At 66.6% G+C, this 20,626-nt stretch carries 22 protein-coding genes; 18 read left to right on the top strand and 4 right to left on the bottom strand.

What is annotated here, in order from left to right; all coding sequences use genetic code 11:
* Positions 1-44 precede the first annotated feature (44 nt).
* On the bottom strand, positions 45-719 hold the full coding sequence (gene pgl / locus AAGT95_RS10700; protein WP_342596479.1) for a 6-phosphogluconolactonase: 675 nt from the start codon (positions 717-719) through the stop codon (positions 45-47).
* A complete protein-coding gene (zwf, locus tag AAGT95_RS10695) occupies positions 706-2,190 on the bottom strand; it encodes a glucose-6-phosphate dehydrogenase (RefSeq protein WP_110602720.1) in 1,485 nt (494 codons plus the stop codon). The genes pgl and zwf overlap by 14 nt, the downstream gene beginning before the upstream one ends.
* A 234-nt stretch (positions 2,191-2,424) precedes the next feature.
* On the opposite strand from zwf, the gene hexR reads away from it, so the two are divergent.
* The 4 genes from hexR (at position 2,425) to AAGT95_RS10675 (ending at position 6,454) form a co-directional block, all read left to right on the top strand.
* Positions 2,425-3,285: a transcriptional regulator HexR gene (gene hexR, locus AAGT95_RS10690; protein WP_110707670.1), complete on the top strand. Its 861-nt coding sequence runs from the start codon at positions 2,425-2,427 to the stop codon at positions 3,283-3,285.
* A 117-nt stretch (positions 3,286-3,402) separates the two neighbouring features.
* Entirely contained in the window at positions 3,403-4,257 is an 855-nt protein-coding gene (locus tag AAGT95_RS10685; RefSeq protein ID WP_342596478.1) for a putative selenate ABC transporter substrate-binding protein, read from the top strand.
* Between the two features lie 5 nt (positions 4,258-4,262).
* Entirely contained in the window at positions 4,263-4,961 is a 699-nt protein-coding gene (locus AAGT95_RS10680; protein ID WP_342596477.1) for an ATP-binding cassette domain-containing protein, read from the top strand.
* Positions 4,958-6,454, top strand: a complete 1,497-nt coding sequence (locus AAGT95_RS10675) for an ABC transporter permease (protein WP_342596476.1) — start codon at positions 4,958-4,960, stop codon at positions 6,452-6,454. The genes AAGT95_RS10680 and AAGT95_RS10675 overlap by 4 nt, the downstream gene beginning before the upstream one ends.
* Positions 6,455-6,464: 10 nt before the next feature.
* On the opposite strand, the gene AAGT95_RS10670 is transcribed toward AAGT95_RS10675, so the two are convergent.
* A complete protein-coding gene (locus AAGT95_RS10670) occupies positions 6,465-6,887 on the bottom strand; it encodes a hypothetical protein (RefSeq protein WP_342596475.1) in 423 nt (140 codons plus the stop codon).
* 206 nt (positions 6,888-7,093) lie between these two features.
* Here AAGT95_RS10670 and AAGT95_RS10665 point away from each other — a divergent pair, with 206 nt between their 5' ends.
* From AAGT95_RS10665 to AAGT95_RS10600, 14 genes are all read left to right on the top strand, one after another.
* Positions 7,094-7,783 (top strand): beta-ketoacyl synthase chain length factor, encoded by a 690-nt coding sequence (locus tag AAGT95_RS10665; protein ID WP_342596474.1) that lies wholly within the window; start codon positions 7,094-7,096, stop codon positions 7,781-7,783.
* Between the two features lie 127 nt (positions 7,784-7,910).
* Positions 7,911-8,177 carry a phosphopantetheine-binding protein gene (locus tag AAGT95_RS10660; RefSeq protein WP_110707676.1) on the top strand — a complete coding sequence of 89 codons (267 nt, stop codon included), beginning with the start codon at positions 7,911-7,913 and terminating at the stop codon, positions 8,175-8,177.
* Positions 8,178-8,193: 16 nt separating this feature from the next.
* Positions 8,194-8,799, top strand: a complete 606-nt coding sequence (locus AAGT95_RS10655; RefSeq protein ID WP_342596473.1) for a hypothetical protein — start codon at positions 8,194-8,196, stop codon at positions 8,797-8,799.
* Positions 8,786-10,534, top strand: coding sequence for an AMP-binding protein (locus AAGT95_RS10650; RefSeq protein ID WP_342596472.1), 1,749 nt, complete (start codon positions 8,786-8,788; stop codon positions 10,532-10,534). Before AAGT95_RS10655 ends, AAGT95_RS10650 begins: the two co-directional genes overlap by 14 nt.
* Before the next feature lie 3 nt (positions 10,535-10,537).
* Positions 10,538-11,293 carry a glycosyltransferase family 2 protein gene (locus AAGT95_RS10645; protein WP_110602704.1) on the top strand — a complete coding sequence of 252 codons (756 nt, stop codon included), beginning with the start codon at positions 10,538-10,540 and terminating at the stop codon, positions 11,291-11,293.
* Complete coding sequence (locus AAGT95_RS10640; RefSeq protein WP_342596471.1) at positions 11,290-12,282, top strand: glycosyl transferase; 993 nt, start codon at positions 11,290-11,292, stop codon at positions 12,280-12,282. Before AAGT95_RS10645 ends, AAGT95_RS10640 begins: the two co-directional genes overlap by 4 nt.
* A gap of 40 nt (positions 12,283-12,322) precedes the next feature.
* Positions 12,323-12,874, top strand: coding sequence for an outer membrane lipoprotein carrier protein LolA (locus AAGT95_RS10635; protein WP_342596470.1), 552 nt, complete (start codon positions 12,323-12,325; stop codon positions 12,872-12,874).
* Positions 12,871-15,192, top strand: a complete 2,322-nt coding sequence (locus AAGT95_RS10630) for a hypothetical protein (RefSeq protein ID WP_342596469.1) — start codon at positions 12,871-12,873, stop codon at positions 15,190-15,192. The genes AAGT95_RS10635 and AAGT95_RS10630 overlap by 4 nt, the downstream gene beginning before the upstream one ends.
* Complete coding sequence (locus AAGT95_RS10625) at positions 15,185-16,495, top strand: NAD(P)/FAD-dependent oxidoreductase (protein ID WP_342596468.1); 1,311 nt, start codon at positions 15,185-15,187, stop codon at positions 16,493-16,495. Before AAGT95_RS10630 ends, AAGT95_RS10625 begins: the two co-directional genes overlap by 8 nt.
* Entirely contained in the window at positions 16,492-17,055 is a 564-nt protein-coding gene (locus AAGT95_RS10620) for a DUF3261 domain-containing protein (protein ID WP_342596467.1), read from the top strand. Before AAGT95_RS10625 ends, AAGT95_RS10620 begins: the two co-directional genes overlap by 4 nt.
* A complete protein-coding gene (locus AAGT95_RS10615) occupies positions 17,052-18,239 on the top strand; it encodes a beta-ketoacyl-ACP synthase (protein ID WP_110602697.1) in 1,188 nt (395 codons plus the stop codon). The genes AAGT95_RS10620 and AAGT95_RS10615 overlap by 4 nt, the downstream gene beginning before the upstream one ends.
* A 31-nt stretch (positions 18,240-18,270) precedes the next feature.
* Positions 18,271-18,744 (top strand): hypothetical protein, encoded by a 474-nt coding sequence (locus AAGT95_RS10610; RefSeq protein ID WP_342596466.1) that lies wholly within the window; start codon positions 18,271-18,273, stop codon positions 18,742-18,744.
* A 41-nt stretch (positions 18,745-18,785) separates the two neighbouring features.
* Positions 18,786-19,523: a 3-oxoacyl-ACP reductase FabG gene (gene fabG / locus AAGT95_RS10605; protein ID WP_110602694.1), complete on the top strand. Its 738-nt coding sequence runs from the start codon at positions 18,786-18,788 to the stop codon at positions 19,521-19,523.
* Between the two features lie 99 nt (positions 19,524-19,622).
* A complete protein-coding gene (locus AAGT95_RS10600; protein ID WP_157958161.1) occupies positions 19,623-20,228 on the top strand; it encodes a hypothetical protein in 606 nt (201 codons plus the stop codon).
* 8 nt (positions 20,229-20,236) lie between these two features.
* On the opposite strand, the gene AAGT95_RS10595 is transcribed toward AAGT95_RS10600, so the two are convergent.
* A complete protein-coding gene (locus AAGT95_RS10595) occupies positions 20,237-20,593 on the bottom strand; it encodes a RidA family protein (RefSeq protein ID WP_110602691.1) in 357 nt (118 codons plus the stop codon).
* Positions 20,594-20,626: the final 33 nt, after the last annotated feature.

Raw genomic sequence — 20,626 nt, 5'->3', positions numbered from 1 at the left:
TCCTTTGATGGGTACCCGGCCCTCAAGCAGGCGGGGGTGGCGCGTCAGGGCGCCCAGTAGAGGGTAAGGGGGCAGGTCAGGAAGGCACGGATCGGCAGTTCACGGACATCGTCTCCACTGAGCGCCTGGGCCAGCACCGCTTTCTTGGCGTCGCCGACCAGATGCAGCGCGTGGCGGCGGGCATCGTGAAGCCGGGCCGCGCTCAGGGTGATGCGCGGCTGCGGGACGCTGGGCGCCCGCACGGCCACGACGCTGTCATCCGTACTCAATGCCAGCGAGAGCTCGCCGCTGTCCGGAAACAGCGAGGCGGTATGACCATCGTTGCCCATGCCGAGAACGACCAGACTGGCCGGCCAAGGTAGTGTCGCCAGGCGGGCGGCGACCGTCGCCGCGCCCTGCTCCGGCGTGGAATCGGTGGTGGTCAGCGAGTGAAAGGTCGCCGCCACGGCCCGCCCGGTCAGCAGGGTCTCCCGGACCAGCCGCGCGTTGCTGTCGGGGTGATCCTCGTGCACCCAGCGCTCGTCGGCGAGGGTGACATCGACCCGCGACCACGCCACCGGCTGCTCGGCCAGCCGTCGAAGGAACGGCAGCGGGGTCGAGCCGCCGGAGACGACCAGCAGCGCGCGAGGCTGGCTGGCCAGGTCCTCGGTCAGTGCCTGGGCGGCGGCGGCGGCCAGCTGCGCGCCGATCTGCTCGCGGGCGCTCTCAGTAATCTTCATACCAGGAACGACCATCCTGCGTGATCATCGCGATGGAGGCCACGGGCCCCCAGGATCCGGCCGGATAACGACGCGGCGGGATATCCCGCTTTTCCCAGCCGGCGATCAACTGATCGACCCACTTCCAGGCGTACTCGACCTCGTCGCGACGGACGAACAGGTACTGCTGCCCTTTCATCACCTCGAGCAGCAGACGCTCGTAGGCATCCGGAATCCGCTCCTTGGGAAAGGCGTGGTTGAAGTCCAGGTGCAGCGGGCCGGGACGCAGCCGCATGCCCTTGTCGAGACCGCCATCCTTGGTCAACACCTGCAGCGCGATGCCCTCCTCCGGCTGGAGACGGATCACCAGCTTGTTGGCGGCGAGGTTGCGCTGATCCGGATCGAAGATGTAGTGCGGTTGCTGACGGAAGTGGATGACGATCTGCGACAGCTTTTCCGGCATGCGCTTGCCGGTTCGCAGATAGAACGGCACGCCGGCCCAGCGCCAGTTGGCGACCTCCAGGCGCATGGCGACGAAGGTTTCCGTGGTGCTGGAGGTGTTGGCGTCCTCCTCCTCGAGATATCCCGGAACGCTCTCGCCTTCCATGGTACCGGCGACATACTGCCCACGGACCACATGCCGGTTGAGATCCTCGCCCTCCAGCGGCTTGAGCGCCTTGAGTACCTTGACCTTCTCGTCACGGATGGCATCCGCATCGAGATTGGCCGGGGGGTCCATGGCGAGCATGGTCAGCAATTGCAGGAGATGGTTCTGGACCATGTCGCGCAGTTGGCCAGCCTTGTCGAAATAGCCCCAGCGACCCTCGATACCGACCTGTTCGGCCACGGTGATCTCGACATGGGAGATCTGGCTCTGGTTCCACTGGTTGCCGAACATCGGGTTGGCGAAACGCAGTGCGATCAGGTTCTGGACCGTCTCCTTGCCCAGGTAGTGGTCCATGCGGTAGATGCGCGACTCGGGGAAGACTGCGCCGATGGCGTCGTTGATCTCGTGGGAGGAGTCGAGATCGTAGCCGATCGGCTTCTCGACCACGACCCGCGACTCGCCATCGAGGCTGCCACTCTGCTCGAGATTGGCACAGATCGCCCCGTAGATGCTGGCGGGGACCGCCAGGTAGATGGTCAGCGGGCACTGGGAGTCCGGACTCTCGGCGTGCCAGTCCCGAATCTTCTCGTAGCCGTCGACGGTATCGAAATCGAGCTGGGTGTAGTCGAGCCGAGCCAGGAACCGGTCCAGGCAGGTCTGCTCGAGCTCCTTGGCCTTGACCCGCTTCTTGAGCATTCCCAGCACCACGCTGCGGAAACTGTCGGCGTCGTGCTCACGTCGTGCCAACCCCAGAATCCGGGTGTCGGCCCCCAGCAGGCCATCGCGATCCAGGTGATAGAGCGCCGGGTAAAGCTTGCGCAGCGCCAGGTCGCCGAGCGCACCGAACAGAGCCAAATCCACGTTGGGCGTTGCCTCTCGAGTCATTGCCTCCCTCCACCAGAGTCGTTAATTTACGAATAAAATACGCCATGCGAATGGCTTTTGACATGCAACTTCGTAACTAAATTACCTCACCAGACCATTATATCGTGTCCAGCCGCCAGCGAGCGCCTGCGGCCTCGACGCTCGCCGCTTGGCGCTGGTGTCACCAGAGGCTAGGATGCAGGGCCTGTATGACGAATCAATCATCATTCCGCCGTTAGGAGATGCCCCGCAACCATGGCAATGCACGATCTCATCGCCCGCATTCGTTCGCGGGTCGACGACCTGAATCGCTCGGAACGCAAGGTTGCCGACGTCATCCTCCAGGACCCCAATGCGGCGATTGGCATGAGCATAGCCACTCTGGCACAGGCTGCCACGGTGAGCGAACCCACGGTCAACCGTTTCTGTCGCAATTTCGAGACCAAGGGCTACCCGGACTTCAAGATCCAGTTGGCGCAAAGCCTGGCAGGCGGCACCCCCTACGTCAGCCGCAGCGTCGAAAGTGACGACGACGCCGCCGCCTACACCGACAAGATCATCGGTGCGACCATCGCGGCGCTGGACGAGATCCGTCGCGGCGTCGACCCCAAGCGCATCGAGCGCGTCGTCGACCATCTCTCCCAGGCGCGTCAGATCCATTTCTTCGCGCTGGGCGCATCGGCGCCGGCGGCCTTCGACGCCCAGAACAAGTTCTTCCGCTTCAATCTGCCGGTCGGCGCCTACAATGACGTGCTGATGCAGCGGATGATCGCCGCGGCGTCGCACACCGGTGACGTCATCGTCGTCATCTCCTACACCGGCAGGACCCGCGACCTGGTCGAGGTGGCTCAGGTCGCCCGCGAAAGCGGCGCCCTGGTCATCGGCATCACTCGCGACGGGTCGCCGCTGGCCAGCGTCTGCACCGACATCCTCCCGGTCGACCTGCCGGAGGACACCGAAGTCTACATGCCGATGAGTTCGCGCATGATCCACATGGCGCTGATCGACGTACTGGCGACGGGCGTGACGCTGCGCCGAGGCGAGTCCTTCCTGCCACACCTCAGGACCATCAAGGAAAGCCTGCGTCCGACCAAGTTCCCGCCGAAGGAGGGATGACGCCAGCCGTTGCTGCGGCTTAGGCGGATCGGTCATTTCCTACGACCACGCCGATTAATCCCGGTGCCACATTGCGGTTATCATGTGCGTCTTCTCACTCACCCGAGGTCGCCGCTCATGCGCTGGATGTTCGCCCTGGTCCTGACAATGGTCTGCTCGACCGCCAATGCCGCCGACACCTTCCGCTTCACCGCCATTCCGGACGAGGACCAGTCACGCCTGGTCGAGCGCTTCTCCAAGGTCGCCGACTATCTCTCGGACAAGCTCGGGGTCGATGTCGAGTACGTCCCCGTCACCTCTTACGGCGCCGCGGTCACCGCCTTCCGCAACGACCAGGTCCAACTGGCGTGGTTCGGGGGACTGTCGGGCGTGCAGGCCCGGCAACTGGTACCGGGCTCGAAAGCCATCGCCCAGGGGGCAGAGGATGCGGAGTTCCGCAGCTATTTCATCGCCAATACCGCAACCGGTATCGAACCGAATCAGGACGAGCTTCCCGACTCGGTCGCCGGACACTCGTTCACCTTCGGCGCCAAGACATCGACATCGGGCCGCTTGATGCCGGAGCACTTCATCCGCCAGCGCTTCGATGAAGCCCCCGACCAGCTCTTCTCCCGCGTCGGTTTCTCCGGCGACCACACCCGTACCATCGCGCTGGTCGAGTCCGGCACCTACGACATCGGCGCGGTGAACTTCACCGTGTGGGAAGCCGCCGTCGAGGATAGCCGCGTCGACACCGACAAGGTCGAAGTGATCTGGGAATCACCGACCTATCCGGACTACCAGTGGACCCTGCGTGGCGACGCCGACGAGCGTTACGGCGAGGGATTCACCCAGAAGGTGCAGCAGGCCCTGCTAGACATGACCGACCCCGCCCTGCTGGAGAGCTTCCCGCGCTCGGGCTTCATCCCGGCCAGCAACGACGACTACGCCCCGATCGAGGCGGTAGGGAAATCCATCGGCCTGCTGCGCTGACAACGATGTCGTTACTGGCGCTGGACAGGGTCGACCTGGGGCACGGGACGCAAGTGGTGCTGCCCGACCTGTCGTTGACCTTCGAAGCCGGCGAGCGCGTGGCCCTGCTGGGCCAGAGCGGTGCCGGCAAGTCCACCCTGCTGGCCGAAATCCGGCGCCGGCTGGACCACGCTGCCGCCTGGTGCCCGCAGGGTCACGGCCTGGTGCCGCTGCTTTCGGTCTATCACAACGTCTATATGGGGCGCCTGGAGCGACACCGGGCGCTGACCAACCTGATCAATCTTCTAAAGCCCCGGCGCGACGCCTGGAAGGAGATCGAGCAGCTGGTTGGTGAACTGGGCCTGGAGGGCCTGCTTCGTCGTCCGGTGGAGCAGCTTTCCGGCGGCCAGCGCCAGCGGGTGGCGATCGCCAGGGCCTTGTACCAGCAGCGCAGCGTCTTTCTCGGCGACGAGCCGCTGGCCAGCGTCGATCCCCACCAGGCGAGGCGGCTGCTGGAGTGCATCCAGGCGCGCCATCCAACCTGCATCATCGCGCTGCATCAGCACCGGCTGGCGCTCGACCACTTCGATCGCGTCATTGGGCTGCGAGACGCTCAGGTGGTGCTGGACGCCCCCACCCGCGAGCTGACACTGGCGAGCCTCGACGCCCTCTACCCGGATGCCGGGCCATCGCACCACGACGCTGGAGTCGCCGCATCGACATGAGTCCAGCCCCCGGCCTGCTGCGGGGACGCAGTCCCGGCCTGACGCTGGCGCGCCGTTCGCTGGCGCTGATACTCCTGTGTCTGCTGCTGCTGCCCCTCGCCGACCTGCGAATCATTACGGTCGATCCGTGGGGCGAACTGTGGCGAATGGCCGTGGGTTTCGCCTGGCCCGACTTCATGGCGCTGGAGAGTCCGCTGCGCGCCATCGCCCTGACCGTGAGTGTCGCGCTGTGGGGCACGTTCATCGGCGCGATACTCGGTTTTCCGCTGGCACTGCTGTTTCATCGCTCGAGACTGGTGCGGAGCTTCTGTGCGTTCGTTCGCGCCATTCACGAGCTGTTCTGGGCACTGCTGTTCCTCCAGGTCTTCGGCCTGTCCGCGGTCACCGCCCTGGCCGCGCTGGCCATTCCTTATGCCGGTATCTTCGCCAAGGTCTACGCGGAGATTCTGGAACTCACGCCCAGGGCGCCGGGTGACGCCCTGCCCAGCGGGGTCGATCGGTTGTCACGCTTCCTCTACGCCGAACTGCCGCTGGTCTGGGAGCGACTCGCCAGCTACACCCGCTACCGCTTCGAGTGCGCCATGCGCGCCAGCGTGCTGCTCGGTTTCGTCGGCCTGCCGACGCTCGGGTTCTACCTGGAGAGCGCCTTTCGCGAGGGACGGTTCGGCGAAGCCGGCGCGCTGCTCTGGATCTTCTATGCGCTCGTCGCCACCTTGCACTGGTGGGGGCACCGCCGCCTGCTGGTACCGCTACTGATCGGCGCCTTGTTCTTCCTCGGCCCATGGCCGGATGTCGATGGCGAGCTGCTGTGGCGTTTCGTCAGCCACGACCTGTGGCCATCACCGTTGCTTGAGGGTGACCTGCCCGGTCTGGGCGCCTGGCTGGCCGGGCTACCGGAACTGCTGCCAGCGGTCGGCAACACGCTGCTGCTGGCGCTCATGGGTACCGTCGGCAGCCTGCTGCTGGCGCTGCTGCTGTGGCCGCTGGCCAGTCGCCATTTCGGTCGCCCCTGGCTGGGATTCGGCGGTCGGATGCTACTGGTCGTCATGCGTTCGACGCCGGAACTGATGCTGGCCTTTATCCTCCTGCTGATGCTGGGGCCATCGATGCTGCCGGCATGGCTGGCGCTCGCCCTGCACAACGGTGCCCTGATCGCGTTCCTGGTCGCGCGTCACGCCGACGGCCTGACCCTGGGCATGCCCGACCTGCCGGCATCCGGGCGTTACGCCTACGAACTGCTGCCCCGTCTCTACCCCAACCTGCTGGCACTGGTCTGCTACCGCGCGGAGGTCATCATGCGGGAGACCGCCCTGCTCGGGATGCTAGGCGTCGCGACCCTGGGTTTCTACATCGACTCCGCCTTTCAGTACCTGATGTTCGATCAGGCCTTTTTCCTGCTGCTGGTCACCGCCGTGCTCAACATCGCCATCGACGCCATCTCCCGCCGCTTCCGGCCTCGCGAGGTGCCTCTGGACGATCCCTGTAGCCGGTAGTCTCTCCGGCTCAACGACGCGCTTCGATCAGGTGACGCGTGGAGTGCGCCACGAAGGGGTTGCCTTGGCGCATATCCGCGTCCAGCCGACACAAGAGAGGCCTGTACCGGCTCACGGAGAAATCCGGCACCCACCAGACGCACTTCCGCAGGATCCAGACAACCGCCCCTACATCGTGAAACACCATGCGGCAGCGCGCCGTGCGCAGATCGGTCACGGTCAAACCCGCCGCCTCGGCACTCCTCGCCTCCTGCTCGGCATCCCGCTTACCCCTCGACACGGGTTCATCAACTCTGAAGTGGGCGGGGCAGAAGCAGGCCTTCTCGATTTCGCTGTAAAGCTTCAGTACACGACTACCGTCTCCCTGCTTGATCGGATATACCGGATTCCGCGCGCTTTTTACCTCTCGCCCAAGTCGAGACTTAACCTGCATCAAGTCTTTCCTCGGAGAGCGACGGTAGGCTTGTCGGGCCTGAGGGATCGTCCTCCCGAGGGTGCGCCGGACTCCGGTTCGGCGCTTAGACGCTCCCACCGGGACGGCGATGCCCCCTTCGGAATCCACAAAGCTTGCACGGCGCTGGCCCGGTTTTCCGTTATGATGCGTAGAATTGTTACGATACGGACCGTTAAAAGAACCTCATGACGGATCTTTACCTACAGGATTGGCGAGCCTGGACGCCTCACCGCGAGGCCGCGGGGGAGTCTCGACTCGACACCCAGGACAAACCTGCCGGCAAGGCCGTTCCCGCGATGCTACGTCGTCGCCTCAATCTGATCGGGCGAGCCGTCTGCGACATGCTCGCCACGCTGGATCCCGAAACGAATCGCATCGTGCTGCACGCCTCGCGCCATGGCGATGGTGAGCGCACGCTGGAAATGCTGTACGGCCTCAATGAAGGCGAACCTCTCTCGCCGGCACGCTTTGGCCTGTCGGTTCACAACGCCACGGCCGGCGTCTACTCCATCGCCAGTGGCAACCGGTGCAGCCAGCAGGCGATAGCCGCAAGCGGCAGCGAGTGGGCCGCGCTGATCGCGGAAACCCACGGCTACCTCGCCGACGGCCAGTCGAGCCTGCTGCTCGTCTTCAGTGACCAGCCCGTTCCCCAGCGATTCGCCGCCTACGCCCCCGCGTCGCTCTCCGCTGCCGTTGCCCTTCGGGTCGGCAGCCAGCCAACTGGAGACGCCCAGCGCCTGGTCGAGACGATGAACCCGACAGGCGACTCGACCTTGCAGCCCCTGGACATCATCGACTGGCTGATGGGCAGTCGCCAACGAATCGCATGCGCCATCAGCCGACGCGGTTGGCAACTCGAGCCGGTTCGGTCATGATCCGCCCCCCGCGGCAACCCGTTTTGGCGACGGGATGATCGCCGCAACCGGCCGGCAAGCTACCGGCAACGCGCCCGACGGGCGCCAGTAATCGATAACGAACGAGTCACAAGGACGATCAAGACCGATGACAACGACGGCGCTGGAACAAGAACTCAAGGAGATGATCATCGAGACCCTGGAGCTCGAGGACGTCACACCGGAAGACATCGATCCCAACGAACCGCTGTTCGTCGAAGGTCTGGGCCTCGACTCCATCGACGCGCTGGAACTGGGCCTCGCGCTACAGAAGCGCTACGGCATCACCCTGGAATCCGAGGCGGAGTCCTCCCGCCAGCATTTCGCCAATCTGAAGAGTTTGGCGGCCCTGGTCGAATCGCGTCGCCAGAAATGACGGCGGCGGCGCCCTCGTGATCACGTCGACTCCCACCCACGGTCGCAGCCGGCTGCTCTGGCTGGCAGTGGGTATCCTCGGTCTTGCCTGGCCTTTGGTGGTGCACTGGCTGTTGCCGCACTACGGTGCCTGGCCACTGCTGGTGGTGCTGGCCGTCGCGGCATGGTGGCGACTGCCGCCGACGCAACGACGCTGGGGATGGGGTCTGTTGCCGCTGGTCGTCCTGCTGATGGCGACCGGCAGCGCAGAACTCGGCCTGCGACTATGGCCGGTGGTGGTCAACGTGGCTCTGCTGCTGGTCTTTTCCCACGGCCTGCGTCATCCGCCGACGCTGATCGAGCGGTTCGCCCGTCGGCAGGAACCCGATCTGCCCCCTCACGCCGTGCGCTACACCCGGCGAGTGACCCAAGCCTGGTGCGTCTTCTTCTCGCTCAACGGTGCCATTGCCCTGTTCACCGCGATTTTTGCCGACCTCGAGGTCTGGGCCTGGTACAACGGCGGCATCGTCTACGGCCTGATGCTGGCCATGTTCCTGGGGGAGTGGTGCTTGCGCCAGCGGGTCAAAAGGCGAGCGGAAGCGGCCATGAAATCTCAAGACAAGGCGTCCCATGACGTTTCGTAGACTCGCCGACCGGCCATGGCGTGACCGCGCGACGACGGACGCCATCGCCTGGATCCCACCAGAAGCGGATACGCCATCGCGCTGGTTGACCGCGCCCGAATGGCATGCGCGTATCGGGGCATGGCAGCAGCGCCTGCTCGAGACGCCCAACACGAGTGGAAGCTGGCGCCTGTTCGAGCCGGACCCGATCGAATTCAGTGCCGCCCTGATCGCGATCTGGGAGCGCGGCGATCGCGTCGTGCTCCCGGCAGACAACCAACCGAAGACGCTATCGGCGCTGGATGAGGCGGGCGTGGCGCTAGGGCCCACCGAGCCGGGTCGCAAGAGCGGGCGGACGGGAAGCCCCCCTGACCACCCGCCCCAGTGGCACTCGCGCCCGCTACCCGCTATCGCCGTCTCGCTCTACACGTCCGGCTCCAGCGGCGAGCCACAGCGGCTGGACAAACGTTTCGACCAGTTGGATGCCGAACTCGCCACCCAGGCCTCGCTCTGGCCGCTGTCGGGCCGACTGGTCGTCAGCCAGGTCAGTCATCAGCACATCTACGGCCTGCTGTTCTCGATCCTGCGTCCGCTGTGCGAGAACAGCCCCTTCTCGGCCCGACCCTGTCGTTACCCGGAAACCCTCTACACCTGGTTGCAGCAGTGCCAGGCGACCGGCAAGCGGATGATTCTCGTCAGTGCGCCACCGGCGCTGTCCCGGCTCCCGGAAGCGCTCGACTGGAAGCCGGTCAGCGCGGCGCTGGCAACGATCTATAGCTCGGGAGCACCGCTCTCCAAGGACGCCAGCGACCGGGTCCACGAGCGTCTCGGCCACTCCGTTCACGAGGTGTACGGCAGCTCCGAGACCGGCGGCATCGCTTGGCGCGTCCAGCAGCAAGCCCCCGACTGGACCGCGCTGCCCGGCGTCGAGGTGAGCCACGACGAAGACCATCGTCTATGGCTGCGCTCGCGTCATCTTGAGACCCCGGATCAGTGGCAACGTCAGGCCGATCTTATCGCGCGGACGCAACAGGGCTTCGAACTGCTGGGGCGCGCCGACCGGATCGTCAAGATCGGTGGCAAACGGATCTCGCTGACGGCCATGGACCGGGCCCTGAGCGCGCTCCCCGGCGTCGAGCGGGCGCAGACCCTGACGCTGCAACGCCGCGACCTTCGCCTCGCCGCCATCGTTCAGCTCTCGCCGAACGATATCCCCCACGATCATCGCCAGCATCGCGATACGGTGAAGCGGCTGCGCCGGGAACTCGCCGCCCATTTCGAAACGCCGGTGCTGCCTCGCTACTGGCGTTTCGTCGCCTCCTGGCCGACCAATAGTCAGGGCAAGTTGAGCGCGGAGATCCGGCAGCGCCTGTTCCTCGATCTCGAGGACCGGCGCGCGCCGCGCTGGCTGGGTGAACAGCTTCACGAGAACGGCTGGCGGATCACGCTGGAGGTCCCGGAGCATTGCGCCTACGTGGACGGCCACTTCGACGGCCAGCCGGTAGTGCCCGGCATCGCCCTGATGCACTGGGCGATGCAGCAGGCGCGCCGCCTGTTCACGTTGAATGGCGAGTTCGAGAGCCTCGAGCGGCTGCGATTCCCCCAGCCGCTACTGCCCGGCGACCGCTTCGAAATGAGCCTGGACCACCGTCGGAGCGACGGGACCGAGAGCCTGCGCCTCGAAGGCGAGAGCCAGCGCGGGAAACATGTAACGGGACGGGTCGCCCTGATCCATCGGCAAGCGCGGGAGAGTTGAAGAATGTCGCAAGAGAACAGCGCCCGCATCGCGGTCCTGGTGCCGGTCTACAATCACGCCGAGGCGGTCGGCCAGACCCTGGCGCGACTGGCGCTGCTGAAGTTGCCGGTCATCCTGGTCGATGACGGCAGCGACGCGCACTGTGCCGGGGTGCTGGACGCCCTGGCAGAGGCCGAGACGGTGGATCTGGTCAGGCTGGCCGTCAACCGGGGCAAGGGTGCGGCGGTGCGGGCGGGCCTGGCACGAGCCGCCGAGCGCGGGCTGACCCACGTACTGCAGGTGGATGCGGATGGCCAGCACGAAGCGGCCGACCTGCCGCCCTTCGTCGAGGGGCTCCGCGCCGACGACGAGGTCCTGCGGCTCGGCTACCCGCGATTCGACGCCAGCGTGCCTCGGCACCGCTTCTACTCCCGCTACATCACCCATTCGCTGGTCTGGCTGGCGACGCTGTCGTTCGAGCTTCGCGACACCATGTGCGGGGTCAAGCTCTACCCCGTCGCCGCCGTCAACCGGCTGGTTGCCGAGCACCCCTGCGGCGATCGCATGGAGTTCGACAGCGAGCTTCCGGTACGCTGGCACTGGCAGGGCGGGCGCGTCGCCAACCTGCCCGTCCGCGTCCGCTACCCCATCGACGGCGTCTCCCACTTCCAGCTATGGCGGGACAACGTGCTGCTCGCCCGCATGCATCTGCGTCTGGTGCTCGGCATGCTCAGACGCCTCCCCGATCTCTTGAGCCGCCGCCAGGAACGCCTCTCATGACCCCGATCAGCAGCAATCCCAATCACTGGTCGAGAATTCGCGAGACCGGCACTGCCGGCGGGGTTCGCGCCATGGTCTGGATCCGGCGCAAGCTGGGACGGCTACCGTTCCAGTTCATGCTGCTGCTGGTGATCGTCTACTACTATATTGCCCACGGCCTGCATCGGCGCGCCTCCCACACCTACCTTACCCGGCTGTGGCGGCACCGCTACGGCCAGGCGCCCAGCCATCTGACCTGGCTGAGTCTGCGCCACTTCCGCAGCTTCGGGCAGAGCCTGATGGACAAGATCGACGCCTGGAGCGGCATCCCGCCGGCGCTCAGTTTCGAGGGCGATACGCGGGAGCGGTTTCGCCAGGCGGTCGAAAGCGGCCGTGGCGGCATCATGCTCGTCTCCCATGTCGGCAACATGGAGATCTGCACCGCCATGAGCGACATGCAGGAGGACTTCCGCGCGACCCTGCTGATGCACACACGCAACGCGCAGCAGTTCGACGAGGTCCTGGCGCGCTCGACCCACCGCGAGAACCCGCCCGAGATCATCGAGGTCAGCGAGATCACGCCATCGACGGCGATGAGGCTGGGGCGTCGGATCGCGGAAGGCGGGTTCGTGGTGATCGCCGCGGATCGTGTGCCGATCAGCGATAGCGGACGCGCCCGCACGCTTCCCTTCCTGGGCCATCCGGCGCGTTTCCCGGAAGGCCCGTTCTGGCTGGCGAGCCTGCTGCGCTGCCCGGTCTACACCATCGGCTGCTTTCGCGAAGCGACCAGCTACCGCATCGACTTCGACCACTTCGACGATACCAGCGCGTTGAGCCGGCGAGACCGGGCGGCATGGATAGAGAGAGCCATGGGACGCTACGTCGACTGGCTGACGCGGCAGTGCGAGAAGACCCCCTTGCAGTGGTTCAACTTCTTCCCCTTCTGGCTCGACTGCGAGGATGCCCACGCCGCCAAGCCCGACCAAGAGGACGAGCGCCCCGTCATCTGACCGGGCGATTCCCGACACGCGATACCCCGAGGACACGACCATGCCGTTTCGTCGATGGTGGATCACCTTGCTGCTGTTGGTGCCGCTGAGCGCCCAGGCCTTCGATCTGGACGACCTGCAACGGCGGCTCGCCGCCACGCCCTCGCTGGCGGGCAGCTTCGAGCAGCAGCGCGAACTGGCGGATCTCGACAGTTCGCTCTCCAGCCAGGGCACCTTCCTGTTCGAGCGCGGCAAGCGCGTCGTCTGGCAACTCGAAAAACCGGTCGAGGAGCGGATCGAGCTGACGCCGCAGGCGATAACCGATGGCAGCGGCGAGAACGCGCCTCCCGGCGGCGAGCAGGTCGCCCAGCTGTTCCTGCAGCTGCTGGAAGGCAACTGGCAGGCGCTGGAGTCCCGCTTCACGCTGGCGCTGTCCGGCGACCAGGATGACTGGCAGGTCGCGCTGACCCCGAGAGAGCCCGCACTGCGCGAGCGCATCGCCGAGATCACGCTGCAGGGTTCCGACACCATTGATCATCTCGACATGCGCACCCCCGACGGCGATCGGTTGAAGGTCCGGCTATTCGACCAGCACCCGCTGAACGATTCATGACCGGCAGCAGCTACCGTCGACTCGGCTGGCTCTGGCTGGCGGTGCTGGCGCTCTGTGCCGTCTGGCTGGGCTGGATGCTGCGTCAGGGCCTTCCTGCCGATACCGATCTCACCGCCCTGCTGCCGGCCGACCGGCAGGCGCCACTGGTCGAGCAGGCGGACCGCGAGCTGGGGCGCGGTTTCGAGAATCGCTTCCTGCTGCTGCTCGGCGATGACGACCGCGTGGCGACGACGCAGGCGCTGGGCCAGGCGTTGCAGCAGCTGGTCGACGAGGGCCAGCTGGCCGGCATCGACTGGCGCGAGCTCGATCTGGCCGACGCCGATCCGCACGGCTGGATGGGGCAGTGGCGCTACCGCCTGCTGACGCCGCAGTGGCAGCAGGCCATCGACGCCGATGGCGGCAGCGCGCTGATCGAGCCGGCGCTGCGCCGGCTGTTCTCGCCGACGGCGCGACCCGAGCCCGTCGCCGACCCCTTCGGACTGCTCGATGCCTGGCTGTCACGCCTCCCACGCAGCCCGATCGGCGCCGCCGACGGTCTGCTGACGCTGGAAGCCGAGGGGCGGCAGTGGAGCGTGCTGATCGGCGAGTTGAAAGGTTCCCCCTATGAGCTGCCGATGCAGAATGCGCTGCATGCCACGCTCGAACGATTTCAACAGCAGCATCCCGATGCGCAACTGCTGCGTTCCGGGCTGGTATTCCACGCCGCCGCCGGGGCCCGTCAGGCGAAGCGGGAGATGTCCACCATCGGCGCCGCCTCCCTGCTCGGGGTGGTGCTGATCATCGGTTTCGTCTTCCGCTCGCCTCGGGTGTTGCTGCAACTGATGCTGCCCCTGGTGGCCGGTTCGCTGTTCGCGTTGACGTTGACGCTGGGCATTTTCGGCCGTTTGCACCTGCTGACCCTGGCGTTCGGCGCCAGCCTGATCGGTATCGCCGTCGACTATGTGCTGCACCTGCAGTGCGACCGCGTCATCGACGGCAGGCAATTCCGGCTTCGTCGGCTGATGCCGAGCCTGACCCTTGGCCTGATCTCGAGTGTCATCGCCTATGTGGCCCAGGCCCTGACCCCGATGCCGGGATTACGCCAGATGGCAGCGTTCGCCGCCTTCGGACTGATCAGCGCCTGGCTCACCGTGGTACTGTGGCTGCCCCGCTTCACGCTCCACGCCAGCCCTTTCACCGCCAGCCTGGCGACACGCTGGTGGCGACTATGCCAGCCTCGCCGGCGCCTGTCGCCGTGGCTCGCCCTGGCCGGCGCACTGGTGCTGGTGACCATCTGCGCCCTGCGCCTGACCAGCGATGACAGTCTGGAACTGCTCAATCCCTCGCCGGCGGCACTGATGCACGACGAGCAGCGTGTCCAACAGCTGCTCGACCGCGACACCGGCAGCCGCTATTTCCTGGTTCGGGCCTCGGATACCCAGGCGCTGCTGGCCCGGCTCGAAACATTGGACGGAGCGCTCGACCGAGCCATTGCCGACGGGCTCCGGATCGAGTACCAGTCGCTGGCAGGCTCGGTCCCGACGATGGCCGAGCAGCAGGCCAACCTGGCCCGGGTACGCAAGCTCTACGGCCCCTCGCTGGACGCACTGGTCGAGCGGGCTGGCTTGCCGGCAAACGTCGCCGACCAGGCGCGAGCACGCCTGGACCAGGCGCCACCCTTGACCCTGGCCGAATGGCTCGAGACACCGATTGGCTCGCTCCAGCAGCGCCTGTGGCTGGGCGAGACGGGTGACGGCGAGGTGGCCGCCACCGTGGTGATCTCCGGCGAGCGCGATGACCGCACCAGCGCGGCCCTGGCGACCCTCGCCGACACGTTGCCGGAAGTGAAGTACGTCGACCGCGTCAGTCGCATCGGCGGCCTGCTCGGCGAACTCCGCCGCCACACCGCCATCTGGGTGATAACGGCCATGGCGTTGATGACGCTGGCACTGCTGTGGCGTTATCGACGTCACGCCTGGCGTGTGGTGGTACCGCCCTTCGGCGCCACGCTCATCGTGTTGACCGCCTTCGCCGTCGGCGGCGTCCCACTCAATATCTTCAACCAATTGGGCCTGCTGCTGATCTTGGGAATCGGGCTGGATGCCGGTATCTTCAACGTGGAGCATGCTCGCAAGCCGGCTGCGTGGCTGGCGATCACGCTATCGACGCTCACCAGCCTGCTGGCTTTCGGCATGCTGGCCTTCAGCGCCACACCCGCGCTGCACTATCTCGGCCTGACCTGCCTGATCGGCCTGGCCAGCGTCTGGGCACTGGTCCCGTGGGTACGCCCGGAAACTGGCCATTCGACGACATCACCACGGGAGAGCGAACGTGTCTGAAGCCGACCACGAGGTCATCGTGATTGGCGCCGGCCCCGCCGGTGCCGCGATCGCGGCACAGCTGGCCGCCCGCGGCCGTCGCGTCCTGGTGGTCGAGCGCAGCCATTTTCCGCGCTTTTCCATCGGCGAGAGCCTGCTGCCGCAGTGCATGGGCCATCTCGAAGAGGCCGGCCTCCTCGAGGCCGTCCAGGCCGCCGGCTATCAACCCAAGAACGGTGCCGCGTTCACCCGCGGCGGCGAGAGCACGACGATCGACTTCCGCGAGAAATTCACGCCGGGCTGGGGCACGACCTTCCAGGTCGAGCGGGCCGACTTCGATCATCGGCTGATCGAGGCTGCCCGGGCGAAAGGCGCAGAGGTCGAATTCGGCATCACCGTCACCGCCTTCCGCGCCGATCCCGATCGACCCGAGGTCGATGTCGTCGATGAATCGGGCAATGCCCGCACCCTGACCGCCTGCTTCGTCGTCGACGCCAGCGGCTACGGGCGTGTACTGGCCCGGCTCGAGGAGCTCGAGCGCGATGCCCGCCAGATTCCCCGCACCGCGCTGTTCACCCATGTCGAGGCCTGCCCGGTCGAGCCGAGCCATGATCGCGACAAGATCCTCATCGGCGTTCATCCCGACGATGCCGGCATCTGGTACTGGCTGATTCCCTTCCGCGACCAGCGCGCTTCGGTGGGCGTGGTCGGCCAGACGGCGAGAATAGACGCCTACGGCCACTCGCCCGAGACACGCTGGCAGGCGCTGATCGACGCCGAACCCCGTTTCCGCCAGCTCCTGGAGGGTGCGCGGCCGACCCGCCCGGTCGGCGAGCTCCGCGGATATTCCGCCGATGTCACCCGGCTGCACGGCGTCGGTCATGTGCTGCTGGGCAACGCTGGCGAGTTCCTGGACCCGGTGTTCTCTTCCGGTGTCACCATTGCGCTGAAATCCGCGAGTCTGGCGGCACCGCTGGTGGATCGCCAGCTGGCCGGCGAGACGATCGACTGGCAGGGCCAGTTCGAGCAGCCGCTGCGCGAGGGCGTCGAGACATTTCGCGCCTTCGTCGATGCGTGGTACGACGGCCGACTCCAGACGATCATCTTCCACGCCGACGCGCCCCGCGACATCAAGGAGCGCATCAGTGCCATTCTGGCCGGCTACGCCTGGGACCGTCGCAACCCGTTCGCCACCGACTCGGCCCGGCATATCGACACGCTGGCCGCCATCTGCGAGAGCCAGGCGGCATCGAGGGCGCCGGGGACCGGGACGGCCAATGCGCGTCAGCCGGATCCCGGCCTGTCGCCGGAGACCGAACGATGAGGCGCATCTTTCCCCTGCTGCCACTGTGCCTGGCGTTCGCCCTGTCCGCCTGCAGCTTGAGTCCGCCGGTGTCGCCGCCGCCGCCACTGGCCGCCGCCACCACGACCGACACGCTGAAGAGCCAGCTCACCTTCGAACCGGATGAGGGCGAAGCCCGGACCTTGATCGCGTTCATCCGGATCGATCCGGAGCACCTGCGTGCGGTGCTGGTGACGCCCTACGGCCAGCGCCTGACGACGCTGGTTCGCGACGCCGACGGCGCCCGCTTCGAGGCGGGCGATGCGCCGGGCGAACCCCCGCTGCCGATACCGCCAGAGTGGCTGGCGTCCCGTCTGGAGTGGAGCCTGTGGCCTCTCGATGCCTTGCACGAGGCCTTCGCGGGAAGCGCCTGGCAGGTCGTCGACAGCGCGGCGAGTCGCGACATCACCTATCGGGGGCGATTGATCGCCCGCATCACGCCGGTGCCGGCGCGCGATCGCGCCGAGACACTGATGCTGGACGACCGCCAGGGCCACTACCGCTTGACGATCGACCCGATGCAGGAGAACGATGATTCATGAGTGCTTCTTCTTGCCGCCTGTCCCGCCCCGGCGTGGTCTGCTCGCTGGGCGACGATCTGGACACGATCGGCCGCGCCCTGTTCTCGGGCCAGCGCGGCCTGACCACCAGCGACGTCTTCACCCCGGGCCGTCCGCTGCCGCTAGGACAGGTCGCCAGTGAACTCCCCGACGACAGCCACTGGCCCAAGGACCATCGCAGCCGCAACAACCGGCTGCTGGCGCTCGCCCTGGCTCGCCTCGGCGACGAACTGGAAGCCCTGTTGTCCGCGGTGCCGGGAGATCGGATCGGGGTGGTCATCGGCAGCAGCACGTCCGGCATCGGCGAGACCGAGGCGGCATTGGCGAAGAGCGGCCGAGAGGGCCCGCTGCCGGAGGATTTCGCTTACGCGCGCCAGGAGCTGGGCGCACCGGCGCGCTTCCTCGCGGAGCGTCTGGGTATCACCGGCCCCTGCTACACCCTGTCGACGGCCTGCAGCTCCAGCGCCAGAGCGCTGGCCAGCGCCAGGCGCCTGCTCAAGAGTGGCCAGTGCGATGCGGTGATCGCCGGCGGCGCCGATAGCCTGTGTCGTCTCACGGTCAATGGATTCCTGAGCCTGGAAGCCGTCAGCGACAATCCCTGTCAGCCCTTCTCCCGGCATCGCGACGGAATCAATCTCGGCGAAGCGGCGGCCCTGTTCGTGGTGACGCCCGAGAGCGGCGGTATCCAGCTCGCCGGCGTTGGCGAGAGCGTCGACGCTCACCACATCTCCGCACCCCGCCCGGATGGCAGTGGCGCAGCGGAAGCGATGCGTCAGGCGCTGGCGATGGCCGGGCTCGACGCGTCCGAGATCGACTACCTCAACCTGCACGGCACCGGCACGGCGCTCAACGACAGCATGGAGGCCGCGGCCGTGACGATGCTGTTTCCCACCCCGCCGGCCTGCAGCTCGACCAAGGGATTGACGGGACACACGCTTGGCGCCGCGGGGGCCCTGGAAGCCGCTTTCTGCTGGCTGGCACTCGCCCAGGGGCGGTTGCCGGCACACCGTTTCGACGGCACCTACGATCCGGAGCTTCCTCCGCTCCCTCTGGTGACGACCGGGGCAACACCAGAACGCCGGCCGCGCCGGGCGCTGAGCAACAGCTTCGCCTTCGGCGGCAACAATGCCAGCCTGCTACTGACGCTGGACCATCCAACCGAATGACGAGACGCGAAGACGGAGAGCGATTGCCATCTTGAATCCATCCATTGCGGCTAGCCTGCCCTGCGCCGTCGAGCCCTTGATACCGCACGCCAGGCGCATGTGCCTGCTGACCCGGCTGATCGCCGCCAGCGACGGTGGCGCCACCGCCGAGACGTGGACGCGGCACGACGACCTGTTCGCCGAGACCGACGGCATCCCCGCCTGGGTCGGGGTCGAATGGCTGGCCCAGACCGTTGCCGCCTGGGCCGGCTTCCGGGCCTCCGGCTCGACCGCCACACCGGCGCCCGGACTGCTGCTCGGGGCCAGACGTTACCAGGCCCGGGTACCCGTCTTCGCCTTCGATCAGCGAATCCAGGTAACGATCACCGTCGACTTCGTCGCCGACAACGGCATTACCCAGGTCAGCGGCGAGTTGCGCCGGGCCGAGACTGGCGAACCACCGCTGGCTCACGGCAGCCTGACGCTCTATCGCCCCGATTCGATGCCGACGCCGGGCGACGCCTGAGCTCCCGACCCACCCATTCGCCGTTCTGCTACCGAGGCTTCATGGAACATCAACATCCCGAGACGATTCTGGTCACCGGCGCCAATCGCGGCATCGGCAAGGCGATCGCCACACGCCTGGCCCGCGACGGCTTCGACCTGGTACTGCACTGCCGCCGCCCGGGCGACGATATCGAGGCGGTCCGAGCCGGGATCGAAGCCGAGGGCCGCCGCGCCCGCGTGATCCATTTCGACGTGACGGCGCGGGAGACGGTCCAGGCAGTGCTGGAGGCGGACATCACTGAACACGGCTGCTATTACGGCGTGATCTGCAACGCTGGCATCACCGCGGACCGGCCTTTCCCGGCCCTCGCGGGCGAGGAGTGGGACAGCGTGCTGCGGACCAACCTCGACGGTTTCTACAATGTCCTGCATCCGCTGGTCATGCCGATGATCCAGCGTCGCCGGCCCGGTCGTATCGTCGCGCTCTCGTCGATGTCCGGATTGACGGGCAACCGCGGCCAGGTCAACTACAGCGCCGCCAAGGCGGGGATCATCGGCGCCAGCAAGGCGCTCGCCGTCGAGCTGGCCAAGCGTCGGATCACGGTCAATTGCGTTGCACCGGGCTGGATCGAGACCGAGATGACCGAAGCGCTGCCGAAGGAGGAGGTTCGCAAGCTGATCCCCATGCAGCGCACCGGATCGGCCGAGGAGGTCGCTGGCACCGTCAGTTTCCTGTGCTCGCGGGACGCCGGCTACATCACCCGCCAGGTGATCGCGGTGAATGGCGGCATGATCTAAGCGCGGCCAGGGCGCTACTTTAGCGTGTGCTCAAGAAACAGCGATCCCGTGCCGATAAAGCGCCATGGCAGCAACGACTCTCCCTGATTGGACATCGGCATGAAATCCGGCATTTCCATCGCCCTGATCATCATCGTGCTACTGGCGCTGGCCGCGGGCGGCGTGCTGGCCAGCGAACTTCGCTGGCCACTGCCGGCCGAGGCGCTGGCGCCGCTGGGCATCTATCTGCTGACCCTGGTGCTGGCCGGCTGGCTCTGCGTGCAGTTGGTGGTCCTGGTCAGAGGGCTGACTCGCCAGCAGCAGGCGCTGATCGAAAGCCAGGATGCGGTTCGGCGCCAACTGGAAGCGGCGGAGCTGTCGCAGTTGATGGGGCAGTTCGTGCAGCACGCCGAGGCGCTACTCGACAAGGAGAGCCTCGACCCCAACAAGCGCAGCGTGATGCGCTGCCTGGCGATCGATGCATTGCGCGGCAACCGGGGTCGCGGCGACGTCAATTACACCCGCCTGGCCAGGCTCTTCGAGTGGCTCGATGCCGAGGCCGAACGACACCAGAACGACACTCACCGGCTGCAGCTGATGCTGCCCACGCTGATGCAGTACGCCGAGATCGCCTGGCAGCTGTGCCAGGTCGGCGAGAGCCAGGCGGACCGGCTGTCGCGCTTTCTGCAACACCAGCCGGCACCGCCCTCCCGCGACGACGCCTGACCGCCGCGCTACTTGATCGCGGCTGTCAGGGTGATCTCCACCCGCAACGCCTGGGCCGGCATCGGTGCCGTGATACAGGTACGCGCTGGCGCATGACCCTCGGGAATCCAGGCATCCCAGACCGCATTCATCGCCGCGAAATCGTCGCCGTCAGCCAGATAGAGGGTGGCGGAGAGGAGATGCTCCCGATCCGAACCGATCTCTTCCAGCAGCGCCTCGACGCGGGAGAGCATGCTCAACGTCTGGGCGGTGATATCTCCCTCACGGGCTTCGGGGCCCGCCACCTGGCCGCAGAGATAGGCGACGCCGTTGTGGATCACCGCCCGGCTCATGCGGGTCTGCGGATCGTGGCGCTGGATGGTCATGGAATCACTCCTGTCGAGGCGGCGGGTAGCGCC

It is taken from the genome of Salinicola lusitanus (assembly GCF_038648475.1).
Classification (GTDB): domain Bacteria; phylum Pseudomonadota; class Gammaproteobacteria; order Pseudomonadales; family Halomonadaceae; genus Salinicola; species Salinicola lusitanus.
Note: the sequence above shows the minus strand (reverse complement) of the source record. Positions and strands in the feature narration are given on the sequence as shown.

Bases quoted from the DNA above. Each gene is read 5' to 3' on its own strand.
- AAGT95_RS10685 (WP_342596478.1), top strand. From the start codon at position 3,403: ATGCGCTGGATGTTCGCCCTGGTCCTGACAATGGTCTGCTCGACCGCC.
- AAGT95_RS10600 (WP_157958161.1), top strand. From the start codon at position 19,623: ATGAAATCCGGCATTTCCATCGCCCTGATCATCATCGTGCTACTGGCG.
- AAGT95_RS10595 (WP_110602691.1), bottom strand. From the start codon at position 20,593: ATGACCATCCAGCGCCACGATCCGCAGACCCGCATGAGCCGGGCGGTG.
- AAGT95_RS10670 (WP_342596475.1), bottom strand. From the start codon at position 6,887: ATGCAGGTTAAGTCTCGACTTGGGCGAGAGGTAAAAAGCGCGCGGAAT.
- AAGT95_RS10620 (WP_342596467.1), top strand. From the start codon at position 16,492: ATGAGGCGCATCTTTCCCCTGCTGCCACTGTGCCTGGCGTTCGCCCTG.
- zwf (WP_110602720.1), bottom strand. From the start codon at position 2,190: ATGACTCGAGAGGCAACGCCCAACGTGGATTTGGCTCTGTTCGGTGCG.
- AAGT95_RS10675 (WP_342596476.1), top strand. From the start codon at position 4,958: ATGAGTCCAGCCCCCGGCCTGCTGCGGGGACGCAGTCCCGGCCTGACG.
- hexR (WP_110707670.1), top strand. From the start codon at position 2,425: ATGGCAATGCACGATCTCATCGCCCGCATTCGTTCGCGGGTCGACGAC.
- AAGT95_RS10645 (WP_110602704.1), top strand. From the start codon at position 10,538: ATGTCGCAAGAGAACAGCGCCCGCATCGCGGTCCTGGTGCCGGTCTAC.
- pgl (WP_342596479.1), bottom strand. From the start codon at position 719: ATGAAGATTACTGAGAGCGCCCGCGAGCAGATCGGCGCGCAGCTGGCC.
- AAGT95_RS10650 (WP_342596472.1), top strand. From the start codon at position 8,786: ATGACGTTTCGTAGACTCGCCGACCGGCCATGGCGTGACCGCGCGACG.
- AAGT95_RS10630 (WP_342596469.1), top strand. From the start codon at position 12,871: ATGACCGGCAGCAGCTACCGTCGACTCGGCTGGCTCTGGCTGGCGGTG.
- AAGT95_RS10680 (WP_342596477.1), top strand. From the start codon at position 4,263: ATGTCGTTACTGGCGCTGGACAGGGTCGACCTGGGGCACGGGACGCAA.
- AAGT95_RS10660 (WP_110707676.1), top strand. From the start codon at position 7,911: ATGACAACGACGGCGCTGGAACAAGAACTCAAGGAGATGATCATCGAG.
- AAGT95_RS10615 (WP_110602697.1), top strand. From the start codon at position 17,052: ATGAGTGCTTCTTCTTGCCGCCTGTCCCGCCCCGGCGTGGTCTGCTCG.
- AAGT95_RS10665 (WP_342596474.1), top strand. From the start codon at position 7,094: ATGACGGATCTTTACCTACAGGATTGGCGAGCCTGGACGCCTCACCGC.
- AAGT95_RS10640 (WP_342596471.1), top strand. From the start codon at position 11,290: ATGACCCCGATCAGCAGCAATCCCAATCACTGGTCGAGAATTCGCGAG.
- AAGT95_RS10635 (WP_342596470.1), top strand. From the start codon at position 12,323: ATGCCGTTTCGTCGATGGTGGATCACCTTGCTGCTGTTGGTGCCGCTG.
- fabG (WP_110602694.1), top strand. From the start codon at position 18,786: ATGGAACATCAACATCCCGAGACGATTCTGGTCACCGGCGCCAATCGC.